Source organism: Streptosporangium sp. NPDC000509, assembly GCF_042898365.1.
Taxonomy (GTDB): Bacteria; Actinomycetota; Actinomycetes; order Streptosporangiales; family Streptosporangiaceae; genus Streptosporangium.
In genome coordinates this window covers 131,189-146,573 of record NZ_JBIAYX010000013.1, presented here as the reverse complement: position 1 = coordinate 146,573, position 15,385 = coordinate 131,189, and the positions used below count along the sequence as shown (strand labels likewise).

Annotated in this window: 13 protein-coding genes; 5 read left to right on the top strand and 8 right to left on the bottom strand. The window is 64.0% G+C overall.

Going from position 1 to position 15,385, the window contains the following annotated elements:
• Positions 1 to 1,557: 1,557 nt before the first annotated feature.
• Entirely contained in the window at positions 1,558 to 3,282 is a 1,725-nt protein-coding gene (locus tag ACFY3D_RS24145) for a hypothetical protein (protein ID WP_389982827.1), read from the bottom strand.
• 246 nt (positions 3,283 to 3,528) lie between these two features.
• Between ACFY3D_RS24145 and ACFY3D_RS24140 the strand changes: the two genes are divergently transcribed.
• Entirely contained in the window at positions 3,529 to 5,472 is a 1,944-nt protein-coding gene (locus tag ACFY3D_RS24140) for a hypothetical protein (RefSeq protein ID WP_389982824.1), read from the top strand.
• Positions 5,473 to 5,476: 4 nt separating this feature from the next.
• On the opposite strand, the gene ACFY3D_RS24135 is transcribed toward ACFY3D_RS24140, so the two are convergent.
• From ACFY3D_RS24135 to ACFY3D_RS24110, 6 genes are all read right to left on the bottom strand, one after another.
• Positions 5,477 to 5,740 (bottom strand): hypothetical protein, encoded by a 264-nt coding sequence (locus tag ACFY3D_RS24135; RefSeq protein WP_389982821.1) that lies wholly within the window; start codon positions 5,738 to 5,740, stop codon positions 5,477 to 5,479.
• 252 nt (positions 5,741 to 5,992) lie between these two features.
• A complete protein-coding gene (locus tag ACFY3D_RS24130; RefSeq protein WP_389982818.1) occupies positions 5,993 to 6,463 on the bottom strand; it encodes a hypothetical protein in 471 nt (156 codons plus the stop codon).
• Positions 6,464 to 6,722: 259 nt separating this feature from the next.
• A complete protein-coding gene (locus ACFY3D_RS24125) occupies positions 6,723 to 7,151 on the bottom strand; it encodes a hypothetical protein (RefSeq protein WP_389982815.1) in 429 nt (142 codons plus the stop codon).
• Between the two features lie 98 nt (positions 7,152 to 7,249).
• On the bottom strand, positions 7,250 to 8,635 hold the full coding sequence (locus ACFY3D_RS24120; protein ID WP_389982812.1) for an IS110 family transposase: 1,386 nt from the start codon (positions 8,633 to 8,635) through the stop codon (positions 7,250 to 7,252).
• A 340-nt stretch (positions 8,636 to 8,975) separates the two neighbouring features.
• On the bottom strand, positions 8,976 to 9,263 hold the full coding sequence (locus ACFY3D_RS24115) for a hypothetical protein (protein WP_389982809.1): 288 nt from the start codon (positions 9,261 to 9,263) through the stop codon (positions 8,976 to 8,978).
• A complete protein-coding gene (locus ACFY3D_RS24110; RefSeq protein WP_389982806.1) occupies positions 9,260 to 9,598 on the bottom strand; it encodes a hypothetical protein in 339 nt (112 codons plus the stop codon). Before ACFY3D_RS24110 ends, ACFY3D_RS24115 begins: the two co-directional genes overlap by 4 nt.
• Positions 9,599 to 10,125: 527 nt before the next feature.
• Here ACFY3D_RS24110 and ACFY3D_RS24105 point away from each other — a divergent pair.
• Positions 10,126 to 10,701, top strand: coding sequence for a DUF5919 domain-containing protein (locus tag ACFY3D_RS24105; protein ID WP_350949241.1), 576 nt, complete (start codon positions 10,126 to 10,128; stop codon positions 10,699 to 10,701).
• A gap of 155 nt (positions 10,702 to 10,856) precedes the next feature.
• Here the strand turns inward: ACFY3D_RS24105 and ACFY3D_RS24100 are convergent, their stop codons facing one another.
• On the bottom strand, positions 10,857 to 12,416 hold the full coding sequence (locus tag ACFY3D_RS24100) for a methionine--tRNA ligase (RefSeq protein ID WP_389982802.1): 1,560 nt from the start codon (positions 12,414 to 12,416) through the stop codon (positions 10,857 to 10,859).
• 343 nt (positions 12,417 to 12,759) lie between these two features.
• Between ACFY3D_RS24100 and ACFY3D_RS24095 the strand changes: the two genes are divergently transcribed.
• The 3 genes from ACFY3D_RS24095 (at position 12,760) to ACFY3D_RS24085 (ending at position 15,230) form a co-directional block, all read left to right on the top strand.
• Positions 12,760 to 13,068, top strand: a complete 309-nt coding sequence (locus ACFY3D_RS24095) for a MiAMP1 family antimicrobial peptide (RefSeq protein ID WP_389982799.1) — start codon at positions 12,760 to 12,762, stop codon at positions 13,066 to 13,068.
• Between the two features lie 516 nt (positions 13,069 to 13,584).
• On the top strand, positions 13,585 to 14,223 hold the full coding sequence (locus ACFY3D_RS24090) for an HD domain-containing protein (RefSeq protein ID WP_389982796.1): 639 nt from the start codon (positions 13,585 to 13,587) through the stop codon (positions 14,221 to 14,223).
• Positions 14,224 to 14,291: 68 nt separating this feature from the next.
• On the top strand, positions 14,292 to 15,230 hold the full coding sequence (locus ACFY3D_RS24085; protein WP_389982793.1) for an NADP-dependent oxidoreductase: 939 nt from the start codon (positions 14,292 to 14,294) through the stop codon (positions 15,228 to 15,230).
• Positions 15,231 to 15,385: the final 155 nt, after the last annotated feature.

Here is a 15,385-nt window from a genome sequence, read left to right as displayed (position 1 = left end):
TGCCTGTGCTAGTGCTCCCGGTCATTCACTGGTGGTCAGGCCCACAACCGACATGAGTTGCTCCATGTAGGCCGTCGTTCCTGATTGCGACTGAGACCGGGCAGTCCTGATCGGTGTGCGATGGTTGTCAATCCGCAGCTCCCTGACCTTTTCCAGCCGCAGGCTATTCTCGCAGCGGCGTGGGCGCGTACAGCTGTTGCTGTTTTAGCCCACATTCCCCTTGTTTTGATTATCCTGCCGATGCTTCCCGCTCTCGCAATTCTCCCTTTCATAGGGAGTCGGAGGAATGACCTCAAGGCGATCATCAATCTCCTCCAGGGGTGGAGCGCAGATATTCTGGACCGCTGCTCACAGGGAAAACCGCTACGACGATGAAGTACGTCCACATCCACGACATGGCGCGGAAGCGAGCCGCATACACAGGGGAGCCGTTTCGCGCGGCGCTTCAGTCCCCCGAAGGAAGCTCCCCACGCACTATTCCAATACCGTATGCAAATTCCCTCGATCAAGAAATTCTGGAAACAGATTTCTTGCTTGCCATGCGCAGAACGCTGTCAACCAGCATTTTCACGAACGACGCGCCAGAGTCGAGTCGTAGCAATTTGGCCCTCATATCGTACGTGCAGCCGGAAGCTGAGCGTCTAACTGTAGCTGTAACTAGGGAGGATCTCCCGGGAGTTTTATCCGCAATCATCCCCAACGCTCAATCGGCAGACGATGACAATATAATTGGCATACCGGGTTCATGATTTGAGATTCATGAGCGACATATGCGCCTCTACCGCCCTGGCAGCGACTCATATATATGTCTTCGCGGTGCTCGTGAGACGATCATGCGATCACAATGGCGCAAGGCATTGAGAATCGCGGAGGAACTTATCCAAAGCCCCTACTACATTCATAGAGAGTCGCCGGATTTAGTGACGAAGCATGAAACTGAGGCTATAGAGTTCTTTCGCGACGATCGTATAGGCAGTTCTCGTCTCTGTAGCGGAATTATGCGCAGAGTACATGTCTTCTATCCGGAACTGAGAGGCGACAAGAAGCCTAGATGGATTGACGTATGGGACAACGGCGGAATGAGGCATGGGGTGCTTTTGCAGCTTGACTGGATTAACGGCAGAACAGCGCCAGAAGTCTGCAGAGAGTTGCTGGACGAAAAATTTGGAATGTCTCTTAAGGTCTCACGCAATACATCTAACCGGACGACCGAGGACTGGATTATCTTAGAACAGCGTGGAAAGCATACGAGAATGCGAGGGAATATACCGCTTCGCTACAATCGCGCACTGAACGACTGAAGTGAAGATGAAGTGCTCCTTTTACATGGAGGGCTACTCCAGCTCCAGTCACCGTTCCCCTGTCCCAATGAGAACGGCAGTGCTCCTTTAAATTATTGCGGATGAGATTGAGTGGGTGCGAGGCAGTTGGCCTCGATCTTGCTGATCGCAATAACCGGGTGACGTCTGGCCTAAGGGGATCAAGGATTTGGAACTTCCGAAATTCGCCGACGTGTGGACATAGCCAAACAAGTCCAAAACTTGAAATCCATCTAGATCATTCGCTGCTAAACAGCCCGGCAGTGCGGACCAGGACTGCGAGTTGTTCTTTTGCGAGTGCTGTCGATTCCGGAGCGCTAAGTGTTCCGTCTGCATGAGGATGCAGTCCGAGTAAAGCGCCCTGGATCGGGACAGACAGTTGCCGCAACTCGTTGATGAGGCCGCGCAAATAATCTTCCGCAATGGTTAGGATATCCGTACCCCACTGCTGGACCGCCTGCTCGCTGGTGTCGACAGTCGCGTGGTCGTCATCGCCGATAAGCACACCATCGTCTGCCAGGAGATCGAGTATGCCATCGAGATGGGGCTTGCCATCGGCCAACTGGAGCTGGCGGGTGATCGGATCGTAGGAGGCGGCCAAGCAGTGTACGCCTCGGCGCAGCAACGACTGCTCCATGCCGCCCTCCCACGTCGCTCGCTCCAACTCAACCCAGCCATCGCCCGATAGCTCCGCCTCCAGGCAGTCCAAAACGGCTTCCGAGTAATCATCGACGCCGCGAGTGCCATACAACTGCTGGTAGGTCTCCCCGGCCCAGCCCTTGTCCTGGTCGGCCACACCGGTGACGTCGCCGATGGCGACGATCGACGCGAGCAGCGCGTCCGCTTCTGGGAACTCGGCCATGGGACAGCCGCCGCGGTGGCACCAGTGCTCCCCTGGACACGAGAGGATCGCCCGTTGCACCGTGTCGACTGTGTCCGTACCGTCGGCAGAGCGGCTCACGCACAGCAGGTAGCTGTGCAGTGGACCGGGGACGCCGATCAGACCCTCGGCGCCGTGCAGGGCCCCGCCATACACGTACACGATCAATCCGCTTCGGCCCTCCCCCGCCCAGCCGGCGATGGCCGCGCGGGCGGTGGCAAGCGTGCCCACATCCATGCTGGAGTCCCATGCGTCAAGCAGCCAACGGGCACTGTATCGCCAGTCGCCCGCGAACCCGAGAGCGATGGCCAGCGTCTCGATGTCTTGGTGCGCGTTGTCGGTAACTGACAGCCCGCCAAGACTCGTCGAGGTGGCCAGCAGCTCACTTGCTACTCCTGGATCCTGCGCTGCCGGCAGCGGCTGTGCCGGTTCGGTCGACCACCAGCGCACACCCTCAGGAATCAGCGCCTCGTTGGCCTGCGCGTCGATCGCAACAGTCGCGGCGGGCCCTTGCTCGCTGGTGACACCCAGGACCGTGTACAGAGCCGCTTCCCATTCCCCGATCCCGCCGGACATCATGGCCAGCTCCGGCCGCTCCCAGTCAGCAGCGGGCAGAAGGACTGTCACCTCCCCGAGTTCGGCAAAGGCAGTGACCGTCAGCGGCCGTCCGGGAAGAGCCTCCGCATCGGACGAGTCAGTTTGTGGCTCCGGAATGGGCTTGCCGTGTCGGTCCAGGCGTGGGATCCACGGTGGGCGCCGCTCCTGCCGCCGGCGGATCCGATCCGCCTGGCGCAGCAGTTCGTCCTTGGTCGGATATGAGCGAAGGAAGCCGTCGGCGGCCGGCCGCACCAGTGCGTCCAGATCACCTTTGCGAAGTTCCTCGGGGCGCTCGGGCACGTCAATAAACAACTCTGGTTCGACCAGCTGAGCAAACCGTGCCTGTACCGCAGCGGTGAACTTCGCCGTGAAGTCACCCTTGGTGGACTCGAACGCCCTCCTGGCCGACTCCAGGTCAACGCCGTCTCCAACCAGGCATTCCATCATCGACAGCAGCATGTTGTTCTGGCTGTATGCGCTGAACATGACCACGACCATAGCGGCCAGCACCGACACGGATAGGGAAGTTCGCGCCACCGCACCACTAGTTGCCGCCTCAAGACACTCGCTGCCACCTCAGGCAGCATCGGGCCCTGAGCTGTACGGGCAAATATTCGGCACTCGCAACCTTATTCAATGGGTTGGATGATATAAGCGATGGGCCACTGAATGAGCTACGTCACGGGCTGAATTCTCTGCATCCTGGAAGTTTTTGACAGACAGGGAGGCGCCATGCCACACCTCGGAAAGATCACGATATCCAGCGGGGACCCAGCCCCGGTGGATGTAGATCGTTTGATGGATACGGTTGCAGCGGCCATCCAGGCAGGATGGGATTCGCCGCGGGTCATACCTGAGGATGAGCCGGACGACGAGCACGAGGAAGGCGGGTCGATCCAGGATTACCGCATCCTGGGGTATCCGGGTGGGGCGATCATCTACGTCTTGCTGGTGGGGGCTGAACTCGAGCAAGCCGCGCTCGCGGTTGCCGCGTTCGGCCGCCACCTGACCACGTGGAGCCCTGAACTGCTCGCCTACTCCGTCGCCGAGATGAATGTTTCTCGATACGACGAGCCCTACGACGCTGACAACTGGCTCCCCCCATTCGATGACGACGAACAGCAACCTCGGCCGCATTGGCCACCGGAGGCGCTTCTGGACAAGGACCTTCTCGCGATGAACGCTCGGTACCTTCTTGCCGGTGCCGTCCGGTCACTGTGGGAGCCCGGCCGACGGGTGGGCAGTCCGGCGGTCGATCCGTACGACATTGCCGCAGGTGCCGCTGAGCATCCATGGAGAGGTGCTTTCGTTCAAGCTCTGGGGACGCTGCTAATCCGTGCTGCCCAGCTTGACGCACGGTTGGGCGCTTCCACCAAACTGACCGCCCAGGGGGCAGGGGACCTCGCACTCGCTGCCGACCTGTTGCGTAGAGCTCGCAGAACGGCTCGTGGGAACGCAACGGAAGGCTGGACCGACGACGATATGCGTGGTCACCTGCTTATCGAGAAGTTCATGGAAAAGCATGAACTCGACTGGAACCAAGTCCGCGAGGGTGAGACATCCAGGCAGGTTGACAAGCGCAGTGCCGACCAGCTGAGGCAGCTGCTGTGGGCAGGGCTGAGAACGCTGGCGACACTCGCCTCCCCTCTTGCTCACGTAAGCAATGCTTGGGAACTGCTGAATGATTTAGGCGACGACGATGTTGTGGCACTTTTAGCCGAGCTGGAGACCGAACGAATTGGTGCAGTCATCGACCATGATCAAGAGCAGCTGGAAAGCGCGGCTGCTGCTCATGCCGCAGTTTGGCTTGCGATCAGCAGACCCGGACTGTTGAACACCGAACAAGGCCGGTGGCTCATCAACATCGTTGTGAGTGACATCGGCACCTTTCACCAGCTTGTGTATTCGGCGCTGGTGATGGCGGGGGCAGGGCCGGTCCGGGCAGCTGTTGACAGCGTTGACATGCCAGCGGCTACACATGCTGCCATGAGGGAATTCGTGCGTGCGCAGGCGCTGACCGACCCGGATGACGGGAGCTCGTACTCTTTTGATGAGGACGGCGATGCGTATGATGATATGCACCACGCACTTGAAGCGGCTCTCGACGGTGACGGTGATCTCTATGAGTCGGTGCGTGGGATCTTGAATGTTGTCGGTCAGGCAGCCGAGCTGACGTCGACCAAGGTGAACGCACATCTAGGCAAAGGCGGTTATATCTGTACGCCACGTGAACTGGCCCGAGGATTGCTCGAAAGAGCCGGAGAACATGCGTCTATCATTATCAGCGAGGAAGAGCCAGACGATGACGGGAGCGTCCGGTTCAAGGCTTTGTCGATCATCGCTCAGATCGCTCCGGACGGGACAGGAGCAATGGCAACAGATTTTCCAGACCTCGTCAGCGACGATCCCCGCAATGAGCCCGCAGCCCGGTCGCGGGCACGTCAGTGGATCATAGACGCACTGGGGGTGGTGCGTAATTATGGCGGCAGCGATCGACAGATTCAGGTTAATGGCAGCCAAGACGCCAAGATAGTTATCAACGCCGTCATGGCGAATCAGGAAATGCCTGAGTGGCCAATTCAACGAATGGTCGCCGCATCAGCCGAAGCGGCAGCAAGCCTGCTGCAATCCACCGCTCTCTCCAGTTTGGCGGCCAAGATCTTCACACGGACATGACATCTCATGGCCGCCGATTGCGTCGAGCGGCAGACGGGGTGAAGACCGGCGCGTACACACCGCGGGCCTCTGCCTCTTCCGCGCCGATCTCCTCCCACCGCCGCCACGGTGGTCCGAAGGGTTCCGGGTCCACCGTGTAGGTCCTGGGCTCCATGAGCACGAGCAGCAGTTCATAGCCATGCTTCTGATGGGCGTGGGCGGGGAGCGCGACCTGCGACACGGGTAAGGTCAGCGGAGCATCACAGTCCGCATATGTGAACACGATCATGCGCCCTCCCGTGTCACGATGCTTGGATCATCTTGGCTCAGAGCCAGTCTCGAGGGAATCGCTCGACGCCGATTCGGCGAAAGGCCACGCAGCCTCTCACGAGGGATGAGGAATGCTGTACAGCAGTCGATACAGCAACACCGCCTTACAGGATCGCCCTCCACCGCCCCGCAACCACCACCTGAGCAGGGCGGATGCCCCTGACGAGGCATCCGCCCTTCTCTACGGATCAGATGGTGGGTGGTGTCCAACTCAAAACGCGGGGAGTTGGCCAGTGCGAAGCAGTACGAGATCTTCTTCGTACCATTCGGAGCGGTCTGTGGCCGGAGGTAGTTCGACTCCCGCGAGTCCGGCCGGGGCAGAGAACTGTTGTCGTAGCTGTTCTACGAGCTGTTCGCCCTGCCTGAGCGTTTCCGGTAGGTCGTCGGGGGCATCGACGCTGAGGCCGAGAACCGTTGCCCCGTCACGAGTGACCGTGATGACGGCCTGGTAGTGGTTGCGAGCCCTGAGGTAGAGCGTGAAGGCGTCGTCCCCGTCGCGGCGCAACTCGTCGAGGATCTTGTCGTCTGCGTCGTTCGCGATGCCCAGGACATGAACCTGTCTGAAAGCGTGAAACCGCTCGTCGCCAGGGGCGTCTATGTCGACGTAGTCATCGATGAATCGCCTGAAGACCTCGCAGTTGGGCTCTGGAACCCACACGTAGACGTCGAGACATGGCGGCACAGACCCAGCATAGATCTTGCGTCGCCGTGGATCGGAGAGACCGTCCACCGACGCTTGACGCCGTCGGCGTAAAGAATTCCGCTACCGCGGATGCCGACAACAGGCCTGGGCGGACCTGAACGACCGTGGACCGAGAAGTCCCGAGAACCCGCTCCACCAGGTCCGGAAGACAGTCGTGGACGATCCTGGACTATCGTGTTCCAACTCGTGATGAAGAGGTCCGAAATTCGAGCGGGCGGGTCGTGACGGGTTCCCCACTTTACTTCGCGCGCACGGTCACCGCTGCTCGCGGCGCGTGAAAGACCAGGCGCAGTATGAAGGTGTCCAGCGTGAACATGTCCGTGCCATCCCAGTCGAACTGCCCGACCTGCCCCGGTGGAGCATCAGGATCAGCGGCCACGCGGTCATGCCCCTCCTGGTTCTCGTGCCACTCGACGAGGCGGACGTCCTCGAACCGGAAGACCACGACAGGCGTCTTCGACAGTTCGGGCGGAGTCCACCGCGGGTCGTAGACGAACTCCAGCTCCAACGTCGGCGGCCTGCCAGGCTCGTAGGTCAGGCGCCTAAAATCGGTGTCGTGAAGGCAGACGTGGGCATCCTCCTCGGTCCGGAACTCGTACAGCCCTCCCTTGAATGTGATGCCACGATCTTTGTCCTTAGTCACGCCGGCGAACTCGGTCACTGACATGAGGACATGGTCCTACAGGCCGGAACGATCTCGCGGGTCTCACTAGAACGGTGACAGCAGCGCTGACAGCAACGTCCCCACACACGGGCTCACTTCGGCTACCGTCCACCACCCTCTGAGCATGGTCTCCGCCACCCGACCACGGTGATTGCTCCGCCTGGCTCGAAAATCGGTGCGTTAGTGGGCAGGCGGCAGCGAGCCCTGGCCGGTGATGTCGGGTCAGGGTTTTGTGGGGGCGGGTTGGAGTCAGGCGGTTGGTTGCAGGGTGACGGTTTTGTCGGTGAGGCGTTCGAGCTGGCGGACGAGGTCGTGTTCGCGGCGTCTGGTGGCGATGCGAGATTGGTAGAAGTCGGGGCCCAGGTCGCAGTAGCGGGCCTCAGGGTCGGACAGCAGATGCCAGACGATGGTGAGGACGGAATTGCCGACGGCGACGATGGCGCGTTTTTGTCCGCGGCGTCTGGACAGTCGCCGGTAGCGCTCGCCGAGGAAGGTACTGGAGCGGGAGGTGACCGCGACGATCTCGCCGAGGGGGTGGCGCCGAGCCAGGGATTGCCCTTGCCGGTGGAGCCGCCTTTCTTCTTGCCGGCGGAGGCGTTGTCGATGGGCACGAATTTGGCCCAGGAGGCCAGGTGGCCGGCGGTGGGGAAGCGGCTCATGTCGATGCCGATCTCGGCGATGAGTTCTTGGGCGGCGATGGTGCCGACACCGATGATCTCGTCGAGTTGAGCCACCGCGGCGGCATACGGGGCGATCTTGTCCTCGATCCGGCGGGAGATGGCCTCGATCCGGGCGGTGAGGTCATCGACTCGATCGGTCATCATCTGGCATAAGAAGCCGTGCTCATCGGTGAAGTGACCGGTGAGCGCTTCTTGCAGCAGGGGAATCTTCGAGCGCATCGGACCGCGTGCCATCGCGGCCAACACCTTGGGATCGCGTTGTCCGCCGATCAGTGCGGCCAGCATCTCGCGGCCGGAGATGCCGAAGATGTCGCTGATCACGCTGGACAGCTTGATCTGGGCGTCTTCCAGCAGCTTTTCCACGCGCTGTTTTTCGCGGGTGCGCTCGCGCACCAGGCTGCGCCGATAGCGGGTCAGGTCGCGTAGCTGGCGGATCGGTTTGGGGTGGACCAGGCTGGGCCGGCACATGCCTCGTTCGACGACCTTGGCCAGCCAGACTGCGTCCAGCTTGTCGGTTTTCGGGCGGCCGGGGACGTTCTTGACGTGTTTGGCGTTCAGCAGCCAGCAGGTGAATCCCTCGGCTTCCAGCAGGTAGTAGACCGGCTTCCAGTAGTCGGAGGTGGCCTCCATCGCCACCAGGGTGACGGCTTGGCAGCGCAGCCAGTCGGCCAGGGCGAGCAGGGAGGCGGTCAGCGTGGTGTACTCGCGTACCTCCTGGCGGCGTCGTGCGGGTTTGTCGTCATGGGGGACGCGCACGCACACCACCAGGCCGCTCTTGCCGATGTCGATCGCCGCGACTCGCTCCACCAGTTCCAGTGGCTCATCACTTTCCTGCGCAGGTGTCCCTCGTCTCCTCCGTCGTGGGCAAGGTGGTTGCCCGGGGAGCCGGTAGGGGAAGGATCAAGAGCCGGGCTCTCGTGCTCGAAGCGACAGTTCAGGGCCCCTTGGGCGGCTCCCGGCGTCAGACTGAAAACCGGCCTCGACCAGGCACCAGGCGGACTCGACGTCGGCGGGCAACCACCCCCGATTTTCATGCCCGCAGGGCGTGCGCAGCCACATCAAAGACTGAAAAGTGGAAGGTCGTATTTCTGTTTGCTGAAGGCGTGGCGACACGGGTCCCTCCAGATCCCGCGCCGCCACGCCCGTCTCACCGGGCTCTTCCGGACAGCAACGCCGTCCAGATCGCCCGAGCCTCATTGATTGGCCAGGAAAAGGTCTCTTGGACCTGGTGGCCGCTGTCGAGTTGGATGGTTCGCCGGACGAACGCCCGACCGGCGCCTTCGTACAGTTCGTAGACCGTGGCACGGCACCAACAGGTCCAGGCCACCGAGCGCGCCCGCTCAAGTGCTGGGTAGGGCTGTTGCCAGTCCAGCCGGAGATGACCTCCCTGCGGCATTGCCACATGCGGGCTTAGGCACTCGTCGAGCAGAATCACGACGTGCGCTCCGCGACGCCTTCGCACCGGTAAGCCGCTTTGAGGAGCTCTTCGTGCCGCTGGGCGATGTAGTGGGCGACGGTGATGGGGTTGTCCACACCGTAGACCCGATACAGGCGGCGCCCCGTCTTCACCGAGGTCTTTCCCGTCCACCAGCGGTAGGCGAGCCCGTCCGTCCAGACAAGGAGATCGGCCCAGACAGAGACCAGGGCGACGCCGTGGCCCTCGTGGACGTCGGCCGAGACGCCGCAGTGTTCGAGGCCGATCCGCAGGCGCTCAGCAGCCAGGGCCGCCGGGCATCGTTGAGCCGGCCCTTTGCCGCCGAGGGCGCTCACGACTCCAGCCCTTCCTGGTCGCGGAGCTGCTGGGCGAGTTCGGTGACGTCGTCGGCGTCGATTGTCCGGTAAAGGCCACGATTTATCTCTTCGTCGGTGAGGTGTCGGCCATTCCGGGTTGCCCACAAACGACCCGCAGAACTACGCCAAATACACCATCCGAGAAATGCTGCCTGGAGGTCTTCCAGAATCATGGGCGTTGACATGGAGTAAGCGTCGTTCCATTTGAGTGACGAACCCACCGCGTTCCAGAGACGTCCAGGACGTTTCAAAGTTAGAGTCGAAAACGTCCTTGACGTCCTCACTTCACGAGGTGCACCGTGGCCAACGTCCCCTTACGCCGCGCCATGCTCGATGCGAAGCTGAGCAACCAGAATCTGGCAGACCGCTGCGAGGTGGACGTTAAAACGGTGGAACGCTGGTTACAGGATGAGGCACGAGTCCCACACCTCCGGCACCAGTTGGCCGCCGCCGAGGCATTAGGAGTTGATACGTCCGTGTTGTGGCCAGAGGCTATCCGTAACACCGTGAAGACCGGCCCGGATCGAGAGGTTCTGACCGTTTACCCCTATCGGTCGGCGTGCCCCAAGTCGATCTGGCGCAACCTGATCACCTCGGCCCGCAACGAGATCGTCTTCGCCGGGTACACCAACTACTTCCTATGGCTGGAACACCCCAACCTCGCCAAGGTCCTCAAGCGCAAAGCCGAGCAAGGATGCAAGATCCGGTTCCTGATCGGCGATCCGGACAGTGAGGTCACCCGCCGTCGTGAGGAGGTGGAGAGCGTTCCGTTGACGGTTTCCACCCGCATCCGGATCACCCTCTCGGAGATCGAGCAGGTTCGGGACGTACCCGGCATCGAGGCGAGGTTCGGAGACGAGCACATCGCGATGAGCGTCTTCCGCTTCGATTCGGAGATGCTCGTGACCCCGCACCTGGCCAAACTCGTCGGCCACGACTCGCCGATGATGCACCTACGCCGCTACCAGGACGACGGCCTGTTCGACCGGTTCGGCTACCACGCCTCCGAGTTGTGGAGCAACGGGAGGAACGTCTGGGCAGAGGAGCCACGCAAACCTGCGGGGAGCGCCAGTTCTGGGTGACAACGCCCCCGGGCGGGAGCGTTTTCGATGGCCGCTGCGTCGCGGTGAGGGCCAAGACACGGCCCCGCCCACGTCGCACCCGGCGCGGATCGGAGCACGGCCCCTCTCACACCGCGCGCCGGAGCACGGAACCCGGCCCTCGTGCGCGGTGCGCGTCAGGGCAGGGGTTTCGGCTCCAGGGCGGTGAGCCGCCGGAAGAGCGGGCGCGGCTCGGGAAGGCCACTCTCCCCGGCCGTGCACTGCGCGGCGATCCGGGCGGCCGTATCCGGCAGGAACGGCGCCAGCTGATCGGCCAACGTCTCGCACGCCCGGACGAGCGCGGCGAGAACGGCGTCGAGCCGGGCCGCGGCGCCGGGGGCGCCGTCGCGTTCCGCCCGGGCCAGCTCCCAGGGCCGGGTGAGGTCGACGTAGCGGTTGGCCTCGTCGACGATGGCCCAGACCGGCGCGGTGGCCCGGCGGAACGCGAAGTCGTCCAGGGCCGAGCGAACGAGACCGGGCGCCTGGCGGCAGACCGCCTCCAGGGCCTCCCCTCCCGGCGCGCCGATCCCACCACCTGTCCCGGGCCCGGTGCCGGCGAGGGGAACGTGCCCGTCGCGGTAGCGGTGGACCATGGCGACGACCCGGTTGACGAGGTTGCCCAGCCCGTTGGCGAGCTCGTCGTTGGCGCGGGCGACAAGCCGGTCGACCGTGAAGTCGGCGTCCCCGACGCGCGGCACCTCGCGCAACAGCCACCAGCGGACGGCGTCGGTGCCGTACTCCCCGGCCAGGGCGATCGAATCGGCCGTGCCCCCACCGGATTTGCTGATCTTGCGGCCACCGGCGGTGAGGTAATCGTGTACCACCACGTCCGTGGGCGGCGGCTGCCCGGCCGACAGCAGCATCGCCGGCCAGTAGACGGCGTGGAAGCGCAACACCCCCTTGCCGACCAGGTGGATCCGACGGTCGGCGCCGACCCACCAGCGGCCGTAATTCTCACCGCCGGTGCCGTAGTCCAGGGCCGTGATGTAGTTGCCGAGCGCGTCCCACCACACGTAGACGACCTGGCCGGGGTCCCTGGGAACCGGGATTCCCCACCCCCGGGCACGAGCGGTCGACCGGGAGACCGAGAGGTCCTCCAGACCACCGGCGATGAAGCCGAGGACCTCGTTGCGACGCTCCGCGGGCTCGATCCTCAGGCGCCCGCCGGCGACGAGGTCGTGGAGCCGGTCCGCGTAGCGCGAGAGGCGGAAGAACCAGTTCTCCTCGGCCACCCGCTGGGGCTCGACACCGTGTTCCGGGCATCGTCCGCCGGTGAGCTCGGCGGGGGTGTAGAACTGCTCGCAGCCGACGCAGTAAAGACCCTCGTAGTGCTTGCGGTAGAGGTCACCGGCATCGGCGCAGGCCCGCCAGAGCCTCTCCACGCCACTCCGGTGGCGGGGGTCGCGGCTGGTGCGGATGACGTCGTCGACCGCGAGTGCCAGCGGCTCGCGCAGCGCGACGAACGCCTCGGCGTTACGGTCGACGAACTCCTGGACGGGAACACCGGCCGCCTCGGCGGCCAGCACGTTCTTCAACGAGTTGTCGTCGGTGCCGGTCTGGAACCGCACCTGCTCGCCCTGTGCCCTGCGGAACCGGGCGAGCACGTCGGCCTGCACGAGCTCCAGCGCGAACCCCAGGTGGGGGCGGGCGTTGACGTAGGGAATGGTGGTGGTGACGTAGGTGTGCGCTGTGGTCATCGGAACCTCCGGTAGAACGGGGGCTCCGGCCGGTGAAACGCGCCGAGGCCCCGTGACAGGGCCTCGGAAACGAACGTCCGTGCGGCGTCAGCGGCCCCGTGAGCGGGGCATCATCACCTGGCGTCCGGACGCGTTCATGCGGTCAGGCTAACACCCGCCCCCCGGCACGAGCCGCCGGTTTTACGGCGAACGCCCTCGGCCCGAGGAGGGATCAAGGTCCCCTCATCACCTCGGCGATGCTTCCGGCAAGCGATCCGGACCCTACGCCAACCGCTTCCTTCACTTTGAGTGATAGCCTCATTACTCAACGTAGGAAATCGAGATCATCGAGAGGATCATCGTCGTGAAGCGAATCGCCCTCGTCCCCGTCATCTCCGCCGCCCTGGTCGCGGTCATGGGCAGCGCCGCCTACGCCTCGCAGTACGTCGCCTACGAAGGGCCGGGCTTCACCGGCCGGTCGGCGATCATCGACCGGTGCGGCCCGTCCAACATCCCCTTCCACGGGTCGTACAAGTGGTACGGCGACGGCCAGAGCGGCCGGATGTACAACCAGCCCGACGCGCAGGGGGTGATGCACTTCGAGCTGGCGTCCGACCGCAACGCGGAGCAGCGGACACCCGTCGGCTGGAAGAGCATCTTCATCGTGTGCTGACGCCCGGAAGGCGTGGCCGGAAGCCCGGAGCCCGTCCACCTTCCGGTCACGCACCGGCGATTTCACAGCTTGCATGCCCTGGACACTCCCCATAACTCCTGGCCTGTGGGGCGGTCAGGCCACACGGCCCCGCTTCCAGGACCGTCGCACGCGTACCGCACGGTGAGACGCGCACGGAGCAACAGCAACCGGACGACGCGCTCACGAACCTCGCCCGACGTCGAGTCGGCGACACGGAAGGCATTGGCGCCGTTCATTGGCAGCACACCTCATCGGAGATCACCGGGCCCTCGCGGGGGCCACCCGGCGGGCACCGAAGCCCCTCCGCCCCGCGCGACACGGTGCCGCGCGGGGCAGAGCACACGATCGCGATTTCGCCCTGTCCAGATATTCGCCCTGTCCAGATATAGGTGATTCCTGGCCGAACGAGGGCGGCGCCGCACGCTGATCGGCGAGCAGCATGGAAATCGGACATCCAGTCCGACAGCCGACACGCTTCCCGGAAAGCCAAAGATCATGCCAGAAGTCATCGCGGGATTGGAGATCCCTGGGACAGCAACGGTCGCCGAGGCGACCAGGCTTGTCCAGGAGATGACCGTCCCCCTCATCTACCACCACTCACGGCGGGTCTTCCTCTTCGGCCTGATCCACGCTCACAGGCTCGGCGTGAAACCGGATCCGGAGCTGCTCTATCTGGCGGCCATGTTCCACGACACCGGCCTCCTGACGCCCTTCTCCGAGGTCGAACAGCGCTTCGAGGTCGACGGCGCCGACCACGCGCGCAGGTTCCTCCTGGACCGGGGTTTCTCCACGGCCGCCGCCGAGACCGTCTGGACAGCGATCGCGCTACATACCACGCCGGGCATCCCCGGCCGGATGGCCCCGGAGATCGCGACCACCTACTTCGGCGTCCAGACCGACGTGCTCGGCCTTGGCCTGGACGGACTGGAGCACGATCAGCTGGGCGAGATCCTTGCCGTCCACCCGCGGGGGAACTTCAAGATCGAGTTTCTGCGAGCCTACGTCGACGGGCTCAAGAGCCGCCCCGAGACCACGAACGGCACCGTGAACTCCGACGTGCTCGAGCACTTCGTCCCCGGCTTCCGGCGCACCACGACGGTCGAGCGCATCGTCGGCTCGCCCTGGCCGAGCTGACCGGACACCGCACGGGGCCACGCTATGAACGACGGTCCCGTACCGACGAACATTCTTGAAGGATTCACATGCGAGCGATCACCGTACGAGACCGTGACGCGAGTGTCGGCGGCCTCACCCTGACCGACATGCCCTACCCCCACGCGGCGGAGAACGACGTCATAGTACGCGTGCACGCCGCGGGCTTCACTCCCGGAGAGCTCGACTGGCCGACGACGTGGACCGATCGCGCCGGCCGCGACCGGACACCCAGCGTCCCCGGACACGAGCTGTCCGGGGTCGTGGTCGAGCTGGGCTACGGAACAACTGGCCTCACCGTGGGCCAGCGGGTGTTCGGGCTGACCGACTGGGCCCGCGACGGATCCCTGGCCGAGTACACCGCGGTGGAGGCCCGCAACCTCGCCCCGCTCGCGGCCGACATCGACCACACCGTGGCCGCTGCGCTGCCCGTCTCCGGACTGACCGCGTGGCAGGGACTGTTCGACCACGCTCATCTCACGACCGGCCAGACCGTCCTCGTTCACGGCGCCGCAGGCGGCGTCGGCTCGATCGCCGTCCAGCTCGCGCGAGAGGTGGGCGCCCGCGTGATCGGCACCGGCCGGGCCGGCGATCGTGACGTCGCGCTCGGCCTCGGCGCGCAGGCCTTCCTCGACCTGGACGCCGACGACATGCGGCACGTCGGCGAGGTGGACGTGGTGTTCGACGTCATCGGCGGCGACGTCCTGCGGCGATCGGCCGAGCTGGTACGCCCGGGCGGCATCCTCGTCACCATAGCCGTGCCCCCCACCGTGCGACCCAAGGACGGGCGAGCCGTCTTCTTCGTCGTCGAACCCGACCGCGTCCGGCTGGCCGCCCTCGCCCGGCGTCTCCAGACCGGACAGCTCACTCCTGTCGTCGGCGACGTACGACCGCTTTCGGAAGCGGTCTCCGCGTTCGCCGACCATCGCCGCGCGCCCGGCAAGACGATCATTCAGGTCGCGGACGAGCGAGGAGCGCGGCACTTTTGAGCATCGCACTCCGGTTGGGCGAGTCCGAACAGTTGGACACGGTCGGCCTCGTCGCGCCACTGCTCCGCCGTCCCGTCTGAAGCGACGAAGGGCTGTTCGCTTTGTCTGAAGGGCTCCGGCGGCTCGGCGGAGACCTGCGGAGACCGTGTGAACCT

What these genes read in the sequence shown, in the direction of transcription:
- ACFY3D_RS24100 (WP_389982802.1), bottom strand. Translation starts at nt 12,416, where the DNA reads ATGACCACAGCGCACACCTACGTCACCACCACCATTCCCTACGTCAAC.
- ACFY3D_RS24140 (WP_389982824.1), top strand. Translation starts at nt 3,529, where the DNA reads ATGCCACACCTCGGAAAGATCACGATATCCAGCGGGGACCCAGCCCCG.
- ACFY3D_RS24145 (WP_389982827.1), bottom strand. Translation starts at nt 3,282, where the DNA reads ATGTTCAGCGCATACAGCCAGAACAACATGCTGCTGTCGATGATGGAA.
- ACFY3D_RS24125 (WP_389982815.1), bottom strand. Translation starts at nt 7,151, where the DNA reads ATGTCAGTGACCGAGTTCGCCGGCGTGACTAAGGACAAAGATCGTGGC.
- ACFY3D_RS24090 (WP_389982796.1), top strand. Translation starts at nt 13,585, where the DNA reads ATGCCAGAAGTCATCGCGGGATTGGAGATCCCTGGGACAGCAACGGTC.
- ACFY3D_RS24085 (WP_389982793.1), top strand. Translation starts at nt 14,292, where the DNA reads ATGCGAGCGATCACCGTACGAGACCGTGACGCGAGTGTCGGCGGCCTC.
- ACFY3D_RS24135 (WP_389982821.1), bottom strand. Translation starts at nt 5,740, where the DNA reads ATGATCGTGTTCACATATGCGGACTGTGATGCTCCGCTGACCTTACCC.